General features: G+C 62.2%; 17 protein-coding genes. 14 read left to right on the plus strand and 3 right to left on the minus strand.

Annotated elements, in window-relative coordinates; genetic code table 11:
- The first annotated feature begins 24 nt into the window (after positions 1 to 24).
- From VLA65_RS01505 to VLA65_RS01510, 3 genes are all read left to right on the plus strand, one after another.
- Positions 25 to 1,014 carry a hypothetical protein gene (locus VLA65_RS01505; RefSeq protein WP_332601586.1) on the plus strand — a complete coding sequence of 330 codons (990 nt, stop codon included), beginning with the start codon at positions 25 to 27 and terminating at the stop codon, positions 1,012 to 1,014.
- A gap of 95 nt (positions 1,015 to 1,109) precedes the next feature.
- Positions 1,110 to 1,628: a GNAT family N-acetyltransferase gene (locus tag VLA65_RS21965; protein ID WP_441438227.1), complete on the plus strand. Its 519-nt coding sequence runs from the start codon at positions 1,110 to 1,112 to the stop codon at positions 1,626 to 1,628.
- Between the two features lie 725 nt (positions 1,629 to 2,353).
- Positions 2,354 to 3,247 carry an alpha/beta hydrolase gene (locus tag VLA65_RS01510; protein WP_332601587.1) on the plus strand — a complete coding sequence of 298 codons (894 nt, stop codon included), beginning with the start codon at positions 2,354 to 2,356 and terminating at the stop codon, positions 3,245 to 3,247.
- A gap of 66 nt (positions 3,248 to 3,313) precedes the next feature.
- Here VLA65_RS01510 and VLA65_RS01515 read toward each other — a convergent pair whose 3' ends face one another.
- Positions 3,314 to 3,661, minus strand: coding sequence for a hypothetical protein (locus tag VLA65_RS01515; protein ID WP_332601588.1), 348 nt, complete (start codon positions 3,659 to 3,661; stop codon positions 3,314 to 3,316).
- A 140-nt stretch (positions 3,662 to 3,801) separates the two neighbouring features.
- Here VLA65_RS01515 and VLA65_RS01520 point away from each other — a divergent pair, with 140 nt between their 5' ends.
- The 6 genes from VLA65_RS01520 to VLA65_RS01545 all read left to right on the plus strand — a co-directional run bounded on the left by VLA65_RS01520 (position 3,802) and on the right by VLA65_RS01545 (position 7,112).
- Complete coding sequence (locus VLA65_RS01520) at positions 3,802 to 4,326, plus strand: AAA family ATPase (protein ID WP_332601589.1); 525 nt, start codon at positions 3,802 to 3,804, stop codon at positions 4,324 to 4,326.
- Between the two features lie 111 nt (positions 4,327 to 4,437).
- Entirely contained in the window at positions 4,438 to 5,064 is a 627-nt protein-coding gene (locus VLA65_RS01525; protein WP_332601590.1) for a 2'-5' RNA ligase family protein, read from the plus strand.
- A 183-nt stretch (positions 5,065 to 5,247) separates the two neighbouring features.
- Complete coding sequence (locus VLA65_RS01530) at positions 5,248 to 5,772, plus strand: adenylyl-sulfate kinase (RefSeq protein WP_332601591.1); 525 nt, start codon at positions 5,248 to 5,250, stop codon at positions 5,770 to 5,772.
- A gap of 127 nt (positions 5,773 to 5,899) precedes the next feature.
- On the plus strand, positions 5,900 to 6,265 hold the full coding sequence (locus VLA65_RS01535; protein WP_332601592.1) for a GNAT family N-acetyltransferase: 366 nt from the start codon (positions 5,900 to 5,902) through the stop codon (positions 6,263 to 6,265).
- Positions 6,266 to 6,364: 99 nt separating this feature from the next.
- Entirely contained in the window at positions 6,365 to 6,631 is a 267-nt protein-coding gene (locus VLA65_RS01540; protein ID WP_332601593.1) for a hypothetical protein, read from the plus strand.
- Between the two features lie 70 nt (positions 6,632 to 6,701).
- Positions 6,702 to 7,112 carry a tRNA (adenosine(37)-N6)-threonylcarbamoyltransferase complex ATPase subunit type 1 TsaE gene (locus VLA65_RS01545; RefSeq protein ID WP_332601594.1) on the plus strand — a complete coding sequence of 137 codons (411 nt, stop codon included), beginning with the start codon at positions 6,702 to 6,704 and terminating at the stop codon, positions 7,110 to 7,112.
- A gap of 137 nt (positions 7,113 to 7,249) precedes the next feature.
- Here the strand turns inward: VLA65_RS01545 and VLA65_RS01550 are convergent, their stop codons facing one another.
- A complete protein-coding gene (locus VLA65_RS01550; RefSeq protein WP_332601595.1) occupies positions 7,250 to 7,609 on the minus strand; it encodes a hypothetical protein in 360 nt (119 codons plus the stop codon).
- A 295-nt stretch (positions 7,610 to 7,904) separates the two neighbouring features.
- Here VLA65_RS01550 and VLA65_RS01555 point away from each other — a divergent pair, with 295 nt between their 5' ends.
- Positions 7,905 to 8,468, plus strand: a complete 564-nt coding sequence (locus tag VLA65_RS01555; RefSeq protein WP_059388055.1) for a hypothetical protein — start codon at positions 7,905 to 7,907, stop codon at positions 8,466 to 8,468.
- Positions 8,469 to 8,595: 127 nt separating this feature from the next.
- Here VLA65_RS01555 and VLA65_RS01560 read toward each other — a convergent pair whose 3' ends face one another.
- The gene (locus VLA65_RS01560; protein WP_113990585.1) at positions 8,596 to 8,691 is read right to left on the minus strand and encodes an MYXO-CTERM sorting domain-containing protein; all 96 of its coding nucleotides are present in this window, start codon (positions 8,689 to 8,691) and stop codon (positions 8,596 to 8,598) included.
- A 1,486-nt stretch (positions 8,692 to 10,177) separates the two neighbouring features.
- On the opposite strand from VLA65_RS01560, the gene VLA65_RS01565 reads away from it, so the two are divergent.
- From VLA65_RS01565 to VLA65_RS01580, 4 genes are all read left to right on the plus strand, one after another.
- Entirely contained in the window at positions 10,178 to 11,587 is a 1,410-nt protein-coding gene (locus VLA65_RS01565; RefSeq protein WP_059388057.1) for an MFS transporter, read from the plus strand.
- Between the two features lie 285 nt (positions 11,588 to 11,872).
- Complete coding sequence (locus VLA65_RS01570) at positions 11,873 to 12,292, plus strand: YciI family protein (RefSeq protein ID WP_306962323.1); 420 nt, start codon at positions 11,873 to 11,875, stop codon at positions 12,290 to 12,292.
- Between the two features lie 7 nt (positions 12,293 to 12,299).
- Positions 12,300 to 13,553 carry an RNA polymerase sigma factor gene (locus tag VLA65_RS01575; protein WP_332601596.1) on the plus strand — a complete coding sequence of 418 codons (1,254 nt, stop codon included), beginning with the start codon at positions 12,300 to 12,302 and terminating at the stop codon, positions 13,551 to 13,553.
- 67 nt (positions 13,554 to 13,620) lie between these two features.
- The gene (locus VLA65_RS01580; RefSeq protein ID WP_332601597.1) at positions 13,621 to 14,757 is read left to right on the plus strand and encodes an FAD-dependent oxidoreductase; all 1,137 of its coding nucleotides are present in this window, start codon (positions 13,621 to 13,623) and stop codon (positions 14,755 to 14,757) included.
- The last annotated feature ends 66 nt before the right edge of the window (positions 14,758 to 14,823 follow it).

Consider the following 14,823-nt stretch of genomic DNA (forward strand, 5'->3'; position numbering starts at 1 on the left):
CACCCCCGTCATCCGACAACATCATTGTCCAATATGGGCTGGTGCCAACTCGATCGACCATTACAACGAAAACGAATCTTTTTGGGCATCTTCAGGAAGAAGTCTCAGGAACCGGAAACCCCCGATCCGCACCGCACGTTCCTCACCTTGTCCGCCGCGAATAGTTTCCGAGCGATCACGCGCGAAGTCTTCGCCGAGATGGGACTCGAAGTCCAGATGCAGCCCGGTCACGCCGTTGATGACTCCGGACGTGAATTCGGATTCTGGAACGTGGCCGCCGCTTGTCATGACGAGCCGCAGTCTGCATGGCGGAGCCTGATTAGCGCACACCTTCAGCGCGTGCTGGGGAGCTTCGATGCACCCGATCCGTTCGAAATCCTTTCGGCTGCGGATGTCTCGGGACGTGCCTTCGCCCGGCTCTGCGATGAGGCGAACATCCCGACGCTCGACGGCTACCCGCACAGGGAGTTCGCCCCCGGCATTGTCGAGATGCTCGCTCTCGACCTCCCAGACACCGTTGCCATCTTCAATCATAAAAACACGAGCAAGTTCGGCGGGTGGGAAGGACTCAGAATTCAAGGGATTACGAACCTTCGCCGCATGGAAGTCGAACAACTTGAAACCATCCCGGCGCCCGGCGGCGGCTCCTTCACAGCCCTTTTGGGTGAATCTGTCTACACCGCCAGCCAGGCCCTGCTTTTACCCGAGCTGGCCTCAGAACTAACGGGCAAGCGCATCCGGGAGAATCTCGGATGGCTGATGAGCGTCCCGAACCGGCATCAACTCGTTTGGCACATCATCGAAGACGACACCGTTGTCGGAGCGGTCAGCGGAATGGCCCGCTTCGCGGCCATGGGCTACAGCGATTCCCCCGGACCGGTGAGTCCCCACGTCTTCTGGTGGAACGGGACAAGCTACGAACAACTAACCCATGTGTCGAACAACGGCGGGCTGACGATCCGGGTAAGCCCAGAGTTCCAGACCGTCCTTGACTCGACAACCATGGACGGATAGAGGCAACCTGGAGCCCGCAACAGCGGGCCCGGTGAAGGATCGACTATGGGGCTTGAACCACTCCTCGGCTTCAATCTTGGTGGCATCATGGACGCATGTGCCAGGAAGCAAATGAAGGCAGCTCATTAATCCGCGATGCGACTCAATCGGACGAGGCCGCCTGCTTGGCGCTGTGGGTCAAGGCGTGCGAGGCACGGGACGGCCGGTCGATAGTTGGTGTTGCCGAGCGCGCGCGACCAAAGTTCAATAATGCGGAATCGTGGATCGTAGCGGACGACCCGGAACTCGGCTTGATGGGATTCCTGCTAGCGACAAAAGCAGGCAGCGGCTTAGGAACAGACCCACCCGAAGCACCTGTCGTGGGGCTCCTCGCAGTCGACCCGAGTGCGCAGGGCCGCGGCCTTGGAGGCAGTCTCCTGTCAGCTATTACGGGTGAACTCGCTCAACGTGGATACGAACTTGCCGTATTACACGTCTTGACCGAGAATCACCGGGCTGTGCGGCTCTACGAGAGCAAGGGGTGGCGACCTCAAGGTGAGCCGTTCCAGCACTCGCTCCTGAAACGCCCGACCCAAACTTATGTACTTGGTTTGCAATCAAGAAATGTCCGGTAAGGGATCCCCTGCGGGGACGCTAGCGAAGGGGCATTCACTTCCTGCGGCGTACCACCAGCACGAGGTACAAGGCAGCGGCCACAGCAACCCTGACCCCTGCGCTTCCATTGTTGAGCACGCTAGAACTCCTCTACGGCCTCAATTGGCTTCCGACTACACAGCGTAGGCGGTGTTCCGGGTGCTGAATGAGGACCTGGCGAAACTCGAGTCCGGAACAGAGCGACTTCCCGGTGGTCGTCCCCCACTAGAGTCGCGAGTACTGAGTCACCCTGCTCCGTGAGCCAGATGAACATTACTCGGCCAGCACCTTTCAACATCACAAGTCCCACGTCGGCGCCGACGTAGGAAGGAAGCGCATTGAGCAACCAGTCGACGGCCGTCGATGTCGGATGCGCGTCCGGCAACCTTGCCCTGCGCCGCTGGTACACGGCCAGCAACTTTGCGGCTGGGACATAACTCAAGCCGAGGTAATCTGTCTTCATCGCTGCGACCGCATGCGTCACCTCGGCGATCCCACTCATAGAAGACGATGCAGCCTCAAGCATCCGCAACAGCTCAAGCCGTCCAATCATGCCGCTCACGCTATCAGCCGGACGGCCGCAAGGCCTCGAATGAAGATCTCGCTTTCGCCGAAGAGACGCGATATACGCTCCAAAGGCGGGAATACCATCCCTAAGCGTGCGCTGCTTGTGACCGGAGCAGTGACTGGCTGAGACCATGTGCTCATGGAAAACCTGTCAGGGAACCGCGAATGGGTCCGTCGGCTGCTGGGCTTGGAATCCCCTGAGCTTCTCCGCCCGGCGGCCGTGCGCCGTTGCCCGCTTGACCCTGTTGGTTCGATCGCCCTGGAACGGGTCGAAGTGGACACGAGCGACGGTGACACCGTCCCATGCCTGCTTCTGAGCCCTGAGGCGCCCGCCGGAAGGACTGTGATCGCGGTCCACCAGCATGCCGGTAAGTTCTCGATCGGCAAGAGCGAAGTGGCCGGTCTCTGCGGTGATCCTTCGATGGCATACGGGTTCCGGCTCGCCGAACGCGGAGTCCGGGTGCTCATCCCGGACTTGATCGGCTTCGAGGAGCGTCAACGGGGTTGGTCGCCCGCTGGCGCGGATGACGAGCAGCTCGATGCGCTCATGCGTATAGCACAAGGCAGCAGCCTTCAGGCCAAGCACGCCAAAGACATCGCAACTCTGACGACGTGGCTGGTTGAGGAGCCCGGGATGGCCGGGATTCTGGGCATCATGGGCCATTCCCTTGGCGGTCAGGTGGCGCTCTTCAGCCTAGCGTTCGATGCGCGCCTCTCCGTTGGCGTAGTCAGTTGCGGTCTGGGCACCGTCGCCTCATTCGCATCTCACCGCATCAAGCACAATCCGGCATGGTTCGTCCCTGGCCTTGAGGCGGCCGGCGACGTGCCTGCGCTCGCGAGAGCGCTCCACGGACAGAAGGTGCTTGTCACCGCCGGATCCGCTGATCCGTGGTTCCCAGTTATCGGAGTGCGCGCCGTGCTCGCGGGCTTCGGCCCTGGAGTCTGCGACACACATCTGTTTGATGGCGGGCACGAGCTCCCCGCCGAGATGATGGAGCTTGCCTGCTCCCACTTTGTCGACGCAATCTCGTGACAGCACCTCTTGTCCAAACGTCCGGTAAAGGATCCCCACCGGACATTTGGGATTTGCTCAGTGCGGCTACGGGCCGCCCATGAGGTCGCAGGTGTAGGTGGCTTGGCCAGTCTTGATCACGATCCAAGTCGCTGTGCCGCTTTGTGTTCCTGGTGCGGCTGAGTAGATGTCAGCTCCGCCCGCGGTCTTTCCTTGCTTGGTCACTCCGTCGAGGTTGTGCGTGTTTGGCATCGGATTCGTCCCGCATTGGTAGTCACGATTGGCGAACTGGACCTTCGATGGCACCTCCTTTGGCCAGAGCGCCCAATCAGAGGTCATCTGATGGACGTCCCAGACCCGAAACACCACTACAACGAGCGCAACGACAATGACCGCGCCGAGGACCCCGCCTGCAACCCATTTCCCCCGTTTCACTCCGCAACTATCGCACGGGTCGCTCTTCCCTCACCATGGGCGCACCCTTTCGCCGCAGCTAGTCCGTTTTGGGGTGCCCGAAAGCCGATCGGCTACCGGGCGCGCCTTGAAGGACACTTCTTGGCGCTAGAGTTCGGTTCATGATCGTTTGGCTCAACGGCACCCACGGCGCTGGAAAGACGACGACGAGCGCGCTCGTGCAGCAATTGCTGCCCGACGCGCGCGTTTTCGACGCTGAGAAGGTCGGTGAGATGCTCATGGACATCAAGCCGGGGCTTCCTGCAACGGACAACTTCCAGCATTGGGAGCCGTGGCGAAGGCTCGTCGTCGAAACGGCTCGACGCGTGCTCGAATACACCGGAGGCACACTCGTAATGCCGATGACCGTCCTGGTCGAGAGCTACTGGCGGGAGATCAGCGATGGTCTTACGGAATACGGCATACCGATCCAGCATTTCGTGCTCCACGCCGACCAGGCCACGCTCCGCGACCGCATACAGAACGACATAGACCTCGGCCCCTCGACGTTCCGCTTCGCGTACTTGGAGCCATACGCCGAGGCAGCTCGTACCTGGCTGCACGATGAAGCCGAGGTCATCGACACCACACACATCACACCGAACCAAGCCGCGCAGCAGATTGCGCATTCGGTGCTTGGCCGCTGAGAGAACTCCAGACGGATCTACTGACGCCCACCATCAAGGCGCGCGGGCGTTTTGCTGCCCATCAGGCAGTCGGTTCACCTCCGATTCATACGACGACGCTACGGTTTACCCGTGAAGCGCTTCTTTGGGCACCCCATCACCTTGTGGCCGTCTATGCAGAACCGCCTGCACATCTACGCACTGCCCGCCCCCGACCTCCGATCGGCGCTGGAAGAACGTCAGCGCGTCCTGGAGGCGTTCGACTACTGCTCCATCCAGCCAGCAAACTACCTGCATGCAACGGTGCAGCAGTTCGCGGTTACCTCCGACGACGTCAGCCCTGAAGATATGGATGCCTTCATGGCCACGCTAAAGAGCCTCGCCGCCGACACCAAGCCGTTCAGCATCGAGCTAGGCGAACCGGAAGCGGATGACTACTCGCTTGGAGTCAAAGGAACCAGTACGTCATCATGGGCGAAACTGACCGCGGCGGTTCGCGACGCGGCCGCTGACACCATCAACAAGGGCCAACCGCTGCCGGGAGCCCCCTTCAACCCCCATCTCACCCTGGGCTACGCCCTGGCCGAAGGCAGTACCGCCCTCATTCAACAAGCGTCCGACCAGCTGAGGGCACCCGCCCTTCCTCCCCTGACCATCAACGAAATGCATCTCATAGCCGTCCACCAGGATGCCAAACGAGGCACCTTCACCTGGGACACCACATCTCGCTTCCCATTCAGCGAACCCCCTGCCAAATAATCGAAGCGGACGCCTCCTGGCTTCGGCGACGTGCACGCTGAAGGATCAGCTAACGGGCACCGTTCCACATAGCCACATGGCGCTTCGAGAACTACCTGTCTGCCTAGGGTGCTTGCATTAGTACCTGTAAGCGACCGTTTCTGCTGCTTCGGGCGGCTTCTAGGCAATACTCGAGGGGTGTACATGCGTAGCGAGGTTCTTTTTATCGGGGGTCGCTCTGGCGTTGGGAAGAGCTCCGTGGCGTTTGAGCTCCACGCGCAGCTCGCCGTTCTGAACATCAAACACTGCGTGATTGAAGGCGACAATCTTGATCTGGCCTTCCCCCGTCCATGGGAGCATCAGCTGGCCGAGCGGAACCTAGCCGCGATCTGGGCAAACTATCGAGACCTTGGATATCGGAGGATGATCTACACAAACACGGTCAGCGTCCGATTTTCCCAGGAATTGGCGGCCGCCATGGGAGATGAACCCAGAATTACCGCCGTTCTGCTGACCGCTACTGATGCAACATCCTCAACTCGGCTGCGCGGGCGCGTTCAGGGGAGCGACCTTCAGGATCATCTTGACCGCAGCAGTGCCGCGGCGAGGGAACTTGAGCTCCTCACGCCGCAGTGGGTCCAGCGATGCCCTACTGACAACCGCAGCGTCCAGGATATTGCTGGTGATCTCCTGTCCCTCACCGGATGGACAGCTGTCCCGGCCAGCTAGGTCATCAAAGGTGGGTCGCTGAACCGCATTGCAGATGGCCTCGCCTACAGTTCCGCCCGGTGAGGTGCCAGATGCAAAACCTCACCATGACGATCAGACGCGCCGTCATCAATGATGCGGACAACGTTTGGCTTCTACTTCAGGATTTCGCCACAACGTTCGTGCCAGAGCCGGAAGCCTTGAACTAACCTTCCGTTCGTCGCTCCAGGCGCCCGAGACGCTCGTTCTGATAGCCGAACAGCATGACGGGTCCGTCGTTGGGTATCTTTTAGCCCGTTGTCGGGCCACCTTTCTTGCCAACGGTCCTGCTGCCTGGGTCGAAGAGGTCATGGTGACCAAGCGAGCACGACGGCAAGGTGTTGGACAGGCTCTGATGACTGAAGTCGAGTCGTGGGCGCAAGGCGCAAGGGTCGTCTTATGTGGCGCTAGCAAGCCGGAGGGCCGACGATATCTATCTTGCCCTCGCATACGAGGACGCCGCAACCTTCTATAAGAAGGCCCTTTAGCTCTCGGAAAGGGTGCGGCCGGCTGCGTGGCGCTGTCGGGGATGGTCATGCGAAATGAGTTCGTCGGCTTTATGCGATTCTTGAGCATGCGACGACCACAGATCGACCACCAGATTCCCGAGCCAACGGCGGAGGACCTGAAAAGAATTGGCAAGCTTTTGCGGCACGTCGGGGGGCAAGACGTCGCTTGGGGTGCACAGCAATCCCTCGACGTCTGGGTAATAGAGCAGCGCGCCAAACTCGATCAGCGGATGTCCGAACGAATTCGCACCGCCTCGTGGGCCCTCGTCGTGGCGACAGCCGGCCTGGTTGTATGCACTGCCGGTCTCATCTGGGCGACCCTGGCTGCCTGAACCGGCGGTGCGAGGCCAGTGATACCCGGTAAAGGATCCGTTTCGGGCATCCCTCTGTTACGTTCGAAACATGCTCGTTGTCCTGCGTGGTAACTCCGGTTCCGGTAAGAGCACCATCGCAGCGGGGCTACAACAAGCGCTGGGATGGCCGACTGCTATCCTCAGTCAAGATCATTTCCGGCGGGTCGTGTACCGCGAGCGGGAACAGGAGAGCCTCGCCCACGCAGACCTTCTCGAAGCCGCGGCAGCTCACTGCCTCAGTGCAGGGCATCACGTCATCCTCGAAGGCATATTCAACGCGGAGTGGTATTCGGCGATGCTCCAACGGGTCGCCGCCCAGCGCAACGACGCGAGGTTCTTTGCCTTCGACCTTACGTTCGATGAAAACGTCCGCAGGCACGCTACGCGGCCACAAGCGACAGACTTCAGCAAGAAGGATTGCGGGCCTGGTACCACGGCTGGCAGCCGTTATCTTTCGTAGAAGAAGAGCGCATCAATGCATCGGAATCGGCGAGCCGAATCGTGGCGCGCATTCTCGGCGCGGACGCCCGATAGTCGATCCTCACCGGACACTGTTCGCTTCGGGTGGTCTCGCCTCAGAGTTCAAGCGGGCTATTCCTAGCCTGTGGCTCCCGCCCGATTGTTCGATGGGTTGACGACCACAACGGGTTCGAGCGGCTCGGGGGGCAAGCCCTGCTTTCGCCGTTTGCGATCGGCGGCGGATGAGCGAACGATCCTCCAATATCCCGGAACCCACAAGACTGCATAGGTCAGAACAGACAGCCACATCACACCAATAGGAACCCAAAAGAACGGGCTGCTCACGTCAGGTCGAAGGCTAGCAAGCGTAATCATGATGATGATCATCTCGCCGAGAAGGAGACCGGTCCTGATCAGCATGCCCTTTTGGAACCGTGTGTAGGCTTCCAGGGTGGCGTTGCTGTATTTGCCCGTTGCGGCCAAGGCCTCGATGTTCATTTTCCCCGCCCCATTGTCGAAATGAATCAGACCGATCCTGGTCCGCTGTTGGATCTATTGCACAACCGAGGCCGTAGCGCGATAGCCGAGGCCCTGATGCTTTCACGTGAGTCTAACCTCGCCGATCCCTCTCCGCGCCGCTCCACTGGTTCTGTCCAGGTGCACGGTGAGGGATCCCTATTCGGGCACCGCGGTATACGGCGAGGCACTGGCTTGCGGTCACTTCGGACGGGCCCCTACCGACGCCGGCCATGCGCCTGCTACCGTGAACCATCGCTGACGCAAGGGGGATGTCATGCAGCTACGCGGCGCCGCTGGGTTGGCCGTCATAACGCTCAGTTTGTCCGGCTGCGCGCCTTTGCTGCCGATGATCCACCCCAGTCCCGCACCCAGCCCAAGTTCGTCAGGGCCTTCAGGCAAGATCCCCGTCACCGGTCAGCCGTCCGCTCAGTTCTGTGAGAACGCCGGGACCTACCTGTCCAAGTTCCCCGACCTCCCGCTGTACGGGCCACACCCGGAGACGCAGGAGGCCACGGGCTTTCTCAGCTGCTGGTACACCGTCGACGGTGACCCCTACCATCCGCGTGTCACCTTGGAGGCGCTGACTTTGAAAAACGACGACGACCGGGCCGTCTTTACCGAACAATGCGATGGCGGAAAGCTGGGACCCGGCACCGTCAAGATCATCGCTAACTGGACTCAGGACCGTCATTGGTCTGCGTGGATAGCGGCACACGACAGCTCCTACAGCGAGGCTATCCTCTGCACCCCGGACCAGATCTACACAGCGTCGGTGACGTACGTCCCCGGCGCCACCGCCGACGATGCCCTGGCCACCATCATGGCCGCCATCGACTGATCCGGCCTGGATAGCGACTGACTCGTCGGCCGGGCAGTCAACGCCCTCCGGGTGCCGCGTCAACCAGCCGACTATCCGCAGAATGCACGGGCAAGGATCCCTCGCGAGGACGTTCGCGAAGGGGCATTCACTTCCTGCGGCGTACCACCAGCACGATGTACAAGGCAGCGGCCACAGCAACCAATGCTCCGACGCTGACCCCTGCGCTTCCATTGTTGAGCACGCTAGAACTCCTCTACGGCCTCAATTGGCTACTGACTACACAGCGTACGCGGTGTTCTGAGTGCTGAATGAAAACCTGGCGAAAGCAGTGAATGCCATCCCGCCCGCGGGAGCCTTGTTGGAAGATTTAGCTTTGGACGCCAGTGGGATCCAGAGCGACGGTAGTTTCAGCACCGCATGTTCTCCCGTCGCGTCCGCGGGTGCTGAACATACACTGATTCCAGTCGATAATCTGGGGGACGATGCAACCGGAAACCGTTGAGCTGCCTGATGATCTGCTGCTGCCCGCGACCGCCCTGCCTCTTGCGGCCGCGCCCAGATGGTCGGGCTCGCGTCTCCGCCGGCGTCTGCTGTGGCGCGCTGGGTTGAGCGTGTTCGCCTTCGCCTTCCTGGTCGTTGGCCTGGTTTTTCTCTGCGGACAGTCCCCCATTCGGCCGGTCCGTGCCGTTGTGGAGATCGTTCGACTCGCCGACGGTGCCTTTCGGGTAGAGCCGAGAGCCTAGGCGTTCCGGTGAGGGATCCCTAACCCGGCTGGACGGTGGCCCCTGGGCGCGTGAAGTCCACAGTCTCGACCCAGGACGAGCCTGCTGAAGAACGCGTTGCAGGTCCGAAGTCGTGAGGTCGTCGCGTGGTCGAGGCCATGTGTTTTCAACCAGGCGGCACCTGTTCTGGCTTGAACCGCACTGGTCCGCCGCATTCGGGGCCGTCAGGGCGCTCCCCTGTCGGCTCCGTTTCTATCGGGAGCACGCGCGCCACACGGACACCTGAAGAGTCCACAGCGTCGACAAACACAGACATGACTCTGACGGGCGGCATCAGGAAAGGCGCAGACTGCGGTACCAGCCACCTGCCGTCGGGGGTCCTGATTACCGGGGCCGGAGTGCAGCCCTCCCCGAAGCATGCCGAAACCGACGTTGGCTCGTGCGCAAACACCAACTCCACATCGCCTGTGTAGGCGTGCCCCACCGCGGGGCAAATGGTGCTGACACCCCCACGGATAAACACAGCCAGCGCCAGGACAACGGCCAGCATCCCAAGCACGATCAGAAGTAGCCCCCGGAGCTTCATTCCGCGAGCGTAACCCGGAAGCCTGGATTCCGGACAGCAAGCCCAAAGTCTCCGGCGTACGCTGCCGAGTCTGGCAGCACTAAATGTTGGCTCAGAGCGTCCGCCTGGCATGCACGTTGACGGAACCTGCGCCGGTTCAGACAGACCCCGTGAGCCCACGGATACAACCAATTTACACATCAAACTCTTGACCGGGTGAGGATCGCACCCATAGAGTTCTCTGATATATGAGTCATATGTCACATTGGGCAGCAGTGATACATGACGACGCCGAAATCATCTCGCGAGTCCTGCGCGGCCATATCGGCTGGCGTCAAGCCAGTCGGCATCGTCCACCGGTCGCTAAGGGCTGCGGCTGTCCGTGCGTCTAGGAAACGGCGTCAGCGGTTTGCGCTGACGTCAGAAGGGAACAAATCTCAATGATCTATCCGACCGGGACGACGGCCTCCGTCGACACCTCCATATCAAGAGAGACCAGCTCCAAGTTCAAACGCCGCTTCATGGTGCGGCTTGTCGCTGTCTTCATCGGCGGGATGTTCCTCGATGGTTACATCCTCGGAATTATCGGCCCCGTCAGCGGACTCATGCGGTCAGATCTCCAGCTCGACGCACTATCTCTGGGCATGATTGCTGCAGGCCCGCTGGTTGGTATCTTCGTCGGCTCCCCGCTGGCCGGCTGGGCTACTGACAAGTTCGGACGAAAGCCCATGTTCATGGTGGACATGGGCCTGTTCCTGGTCGCCTCAGGGGCCCAGTTCTTCGTGACCTCCGGGGAAGGGGCCGTGATCCAGCTGGCCGCCATCCGGTTCTTCATGGGCGTCGCGATCGGCGGCGAGTACTCGATCGGCGGGCCTTTGCTATCAGAGTTCTCCCCGCCAAAGCTCCGCGGGCGATTGCTCGGGCTGACTCTGATCGCCTGGTATGTCGGTTTCATGATGGCGTTCATCATCGGCACGCTCCTGCACGACGCCGGCACCCCATGGCGCCTCGTAATCGGGACGAGCACGATACTCGCATTCGTCCTGTTCCTCGCCCGCTTGGGCCTCCCCGAATCGCCGAGCTGGCTCATTACGAAGGGACGGCATGAGGAAGCACTCGCGATAGCACGCCGATATGTCGAATCGCCCCAGATGCACGACAGCATCACTGGAGAGATGGATCTGAGGATGATTCAGGAGGCCCAAGCCGCGCAGAGTAGGACCAAAATCAAGGGCGCTTCCTTCGGAATGCTGTTCTCGAGGCAGTACTGGCGCACCACCCTCTTCACCTCAGGTTTTTGGTTCTGTGCGGTCACTCCGTACTTCGCGATCGCGACCTTCGCCGACGACGTGCTCAACCAATTCGGCTTCGGCGGCTGGACCGGTGGAGTGGGCCTGTCCGCACTTGCGGCCGCGGGTGTTGTCACCACCGTGCTTCTGATTGACAAGCTCGGCCGTCGAATTCTCACCGTGCCCGGGCAGTGGCTCTGCGCAGGCATCCTGCTGATCATCGGAGTCTGGGCGAACGCACCAGCGATCCTCGTGCTCGTCCTGTTTCTCGCCTTCTCCTTCTTCAATGCCGGCTACACCACGATGACCCAGGTCTATCCGGCGGAGGTATTCCCCGGCCACCTGCGCGGCATCGGCATGGGCTTCGCCGCGGCCTTCAGCCGCATCGGAGCCGCACTCGGCACCTTTGCGCTGCCATGGGCGATCAGCAACATCGGCCTGGGCCCAAGCATGGTCGTGGCCGCCGCCGTCGCATTACTCGGCGCAGCCCTCTCGCAATGGCTCGCGCCCGAGACGAAGGGGCGCACCCTCGCCGAGATCTCAGCAAACTTCTCCCACTGACACCGGGACTGCACGGTGACTTCGAATCCTAGCTAAGGCCCTCGGGCGGAACAGGGGCGTCCGTGGTGGGGCCTGCAAGGATCCCCTTACGGGCGGGGGCCTGCGCGTCCTTGACCCTATGGTCAGTCACCGCTGGTCAGCTAGCGTTGGTCGAACGATGGCAAGCAGTCCACCGCGGAAGCAAACAAAAGAAGATTCTCCGGTCTGTGTCGATCCGGCCTCGCGCCGTTCGACCTGTGGGTGAGAAGGTCAAAAAAGCGACCTTCCGGAATCAAGGAGCATTCGATGGCCAAGTACATGTTGATCATGCGTCCCACGGACGAGTCCTTCGCGAACTTCGCGAACACGGACTTCGCCGAAATCATGGATGCCATGGGAAAGTTCAACGACGAGTTGATTCGTGCCGGTGTCCTGCTGGCGGCCGAGGGCCTGGACGACGCGAATGAGGGCGTCGTGGTCGACTTCACCGGCGAGACGCCGGTTGTCACCGATGGCCCGTACGGAGAGACCAAGGAGCTGTTTGCCGGCTACTACATCCTTGATGTCGCATCGAAGCAGGAGGCTGTCGAGTGGGCCAAGCGGGCGCCGCTCACGGCGGGTAGCAAGACCGAGATCCGCCGCGTGACGACGATCGATGAGTTCCCGCAGGACAACCAGTGGATCCAGAAGGAACGGGCGTGGCGCGAGCTGACCGGGCAGCTCTGAGCCGACGGTGAGCAGCGCAGAGGCGCGGGGCGCCGTCGAGGCTGTGTGGCGGATGGAGTCCGCCCGCATCGTCGGCGCCCTCGCCCGCTATACGGGGGACTTCTCGCTGGCCGAAGATCTCGCCCAGGAAGCCCTCGCCGAGGCGCTGGTGTCCTGGTCCGTAAACGGGGTGCCGGCCCAGCCGGCAGGGTGGCTGCTCACTACGGGCCGCCGTCGTGCCATCGATGCTTTCCGGCGGCGCGCCGGGCGCGACGAACGGTACGCTCTTCTCGCCCGGGGCCTGGACGACTCGACGCCCGGGGCGGACGCGCTGTTCGACCCTGACGCGATTGATGACGACGTGCTCGCGTTGATGTTTATCTCGTGCCACCCCGTGCTGTCGAAGGAGGCCCGGATCGCCTTGACGCTGCGGGTGGTCGGCGGACTGGGCAGCGACGAGATCGCCACGGCGTTCCTGGTTCCGGCGGCGACGATCCAGGCACGCATCACGCGGGCCAAGAAGACGCTGGCCGCCGCACAGGTGCCCTTCGCTGTGCCCGAACGGCAGGAGATGAACGAACGGCTCGGCTCGGTCCTGCAGGTCGTCTATCTCATCTTCACGGAGGGCTCGTTTGCGTCGGGCGGCGAGGAGTGGATCCGCACCGATCTAGCCGGCGAGGCCCGCCGGCTGGCCCGCGTCCTGGTGCGGCTCGCGCCCGAGCCGGAGGTATTCGGGCTTCTCGCGCTGCTGGAACTCACGGCAGCCCGTTTCCCGGCCCGACTTGATGCGTCCGGTCGCCCGGTCCTTCTGGAGGACCAGGACCGGAGGCTGTGGGACCAGGCGGCGATCCGGCGCGGGCGTGCGGCGCTGGCACAGGCTGTGGGGGCCGGACGTGGACTGGGCGCATATGGCCTCCAAGCCGCCATCGCCGAGTGTCACGCGGTGGCTCGCTCGGTTGCCGAAACGGACTGGCAGCGGATCGTAATCCTCTATGAAGCCCTCGGACGGCTGGCGCCTTCGCCCGTCATCGAACTCAACCTAGCGGTCGCGGTCGCGATGGCCACCGGCCCCGCGGAGGGTCTCGAGCTGGTAGACGCGATCTCGTCACGGGGCGAACTGACGGGTTCGCACCTGCTCCCCGCGATCCGCGGCGAGATGCTCACCCGGCTCGGTCGTCGAGACGAAGCGCGGTCCGCTTTCCTGCAGGCCGTTGAGCTGTGCAGGAACGCCGCCGAACGAGCTGCGCTCGAGCGCAAGATCGACGGCGTCAGCCAACCATAAAGGGGGCCGCCATCGACCGCGGCAACGCCCGAAGACCACCCCTGGTGTTGAGTGCTTGAATGAGGGCATGGTGGATCGAAGCGTACTGGTCTCCGGTGGCGGCATTGCCGGCTTGACCGCCGCGTACTGGCTGGCGAAGGCCGGTCGGTCAGTCACGATTGTGGAACGAGCGGCCGGCGCACGATCTAGCGGCAACCCTATCGACGTACGCGGAGGAGCAGTCCCTATAGCACGGCAAATGGGCATCTGGTCGCGCCTGGAGGAGGCCGCCACTGGTGTCGAACGCCTGGTCTTCGTCGATGCCGACGGGCGGCCGCAGGCCACCATCCCCACCCGGCAACGCGCCGACCGCGACGGAGAGGTCGAGGTCGCACGCACTGACCTCGTCGGCCTGTTGCTTGAGAAGGCCCAGGAGACAAGCCGCATCATCCGGGACGACTCGATCACCGCCTTGCACCAGGACGACGGCGGAATCGACGTCGAGTTTCGGCGGACCCCTTCCCGTCGCTTCGACTTGGTCGTCGGTTCCGACGGGCTCCACTCCGCCGTTCGGCGCTTGGTATTCGGCCCCGAAGAACGCTTTTCCCGCCCATTCGGCATGTTCGTGGGCACCGTGCGCGCCCCTGCACCGATCCAAGATCCGCGCACCGTGCTGATGTACAACGAACCGGGAACCTCCTTGACCATCCACCCGGCGGGCGGGAATCCCGGGTTCGCATTCATCTTCCGGGGGCAGCACCATTTCGACTACCGCGACGCGGACCAAGGCAGACGCCTCGTCGAGTCCACCTACGCCGACGGCGGATGGCTCACCCCGCTCGCGCTCGAGGAATGGGGCGCGTCCGACGAAAGGTACTTCGACGCCGTCACCCGCATGGACGTACCGCAGTGGTCTGCCGGCCGCGTGGTGCTGCTCGGTGACGCGGCGAGTTGCATCTCGCTGTTCGGTGAAGGATCCAGCAGCGCGATCGTTGGAGCCAAGACCCTCGCCGACGCGATTGCCGCCTACCCGGATGACCACACCGCCGCTTTCGCCGGCTATGAACGCAGCCACCGCAAACACGTGCACTCGCTACAACGGGGCGCCGGCATCGCATCGCGCCTCCTCGTACCCAAAACGCAATCGGGCATCACGATCCGCAATGCTGTGTTGAACGCGCTCCCCTTTCGGAACACCCGACAAGCCCCGGATTCGCGGCGATAAGCGACGAACTTTTCCCAACGCTATTTTGTCACCCGGTGACCGTTAGCCGGCCCTCATCTGGACCAC

Source organism: Arthrobacter sp. S2(2024), assembly GCF_036662515.1.
GTDB lineage: Bacteria > Actinomycetota > Actinomycetes > Actinomycetales > Micrococcaceae > Arthrobacter.

What these genes read in the sequence shown, in the direction of transcription:
- VLA65_RS21965 (WP_441438227.1), top strand. Translation starts at nt 1,110, where the DNA reads ATGTGCCAGGAAGCAAATGAAGGCAGCTCATTAATCCGCGATGCGACT.
- VLA65_RS01510 (WP_332601587.1), top strand. Translation starts at nt 2,354, where the DNA reads ATGGAAAACCTGTCAGGGAACCGCGAATGGGTCCGTCGGCTGCTGGGC.
- VLA65_RS01520 (WP_332601589.1), top strand. Translation starts at nt 3,802, where the DNA reads ATGATCGTTTGGCTCAACGGCACCCACGGCGCTGGAAAGACGACGACG.
- VLA65_RS01530 (WP_332601591.1), top strand. Translation starts at nt 5,248, where the DNA reads ATGCGTAGCGAGGTTCTTTTTATCGGGGGTCGCTCTGGCGTTGGGAAG.
- VLA65_RS01540 (WP_332601593.1), top strand. Translation starts at nt 6,365, where the DNA reads ATGCGACGACCACAGATCGACCACCAGATTCCCGAGCCAACGGCGGAG.
- VLA65_RS01545 (WP_332601594.1), top strand. Translation starts at nt 6,702, where the DNA reads ATGCTCGTTGTCCTGCGTGGTAACTCCGGTTCCGGTAAGAGCACCATC.
- VLA65_RS01550 (WP_332601595.1), bottom strand. Translation starts at nt 7,609, where the DNA reads ATGAACATCGAGGCCTTGGCCGCAACGGGCAAATACAGCAACGCCACC.
- VLA65_RS01555 (WP_059388055.1), top strand. Translation starts at nt 7,905, where the DNA reads ATGCAGCTACGCGGCGCCGCTGGGTTGGCCGTCATAACGCTCAGTTTG.
- VLA65_RS01565 (WP_059388057.1), top strand. Translation starts at nt 10,178, where the DNA reads ATGATCTATCCGACCGGGACGACGGCCTCCGTCGACACCTCCATATCA.
- VLA65_RS01570 (WP_306962323.1), top strand. Translation starts at nt 11,873, where the DNA reads ATGGCCAAGTACATGTTGATCATGCGTCCCACGGACGAGTCCTTCGCG.
- VLA65_RS01580 (WP_332601597.1), top strand. Translation starts at nt 13,621, where the DNA reads ATGGTGGATCGAAGCGTACTGGTCTCCGGTGGCGGCATTGCCGGCTTG.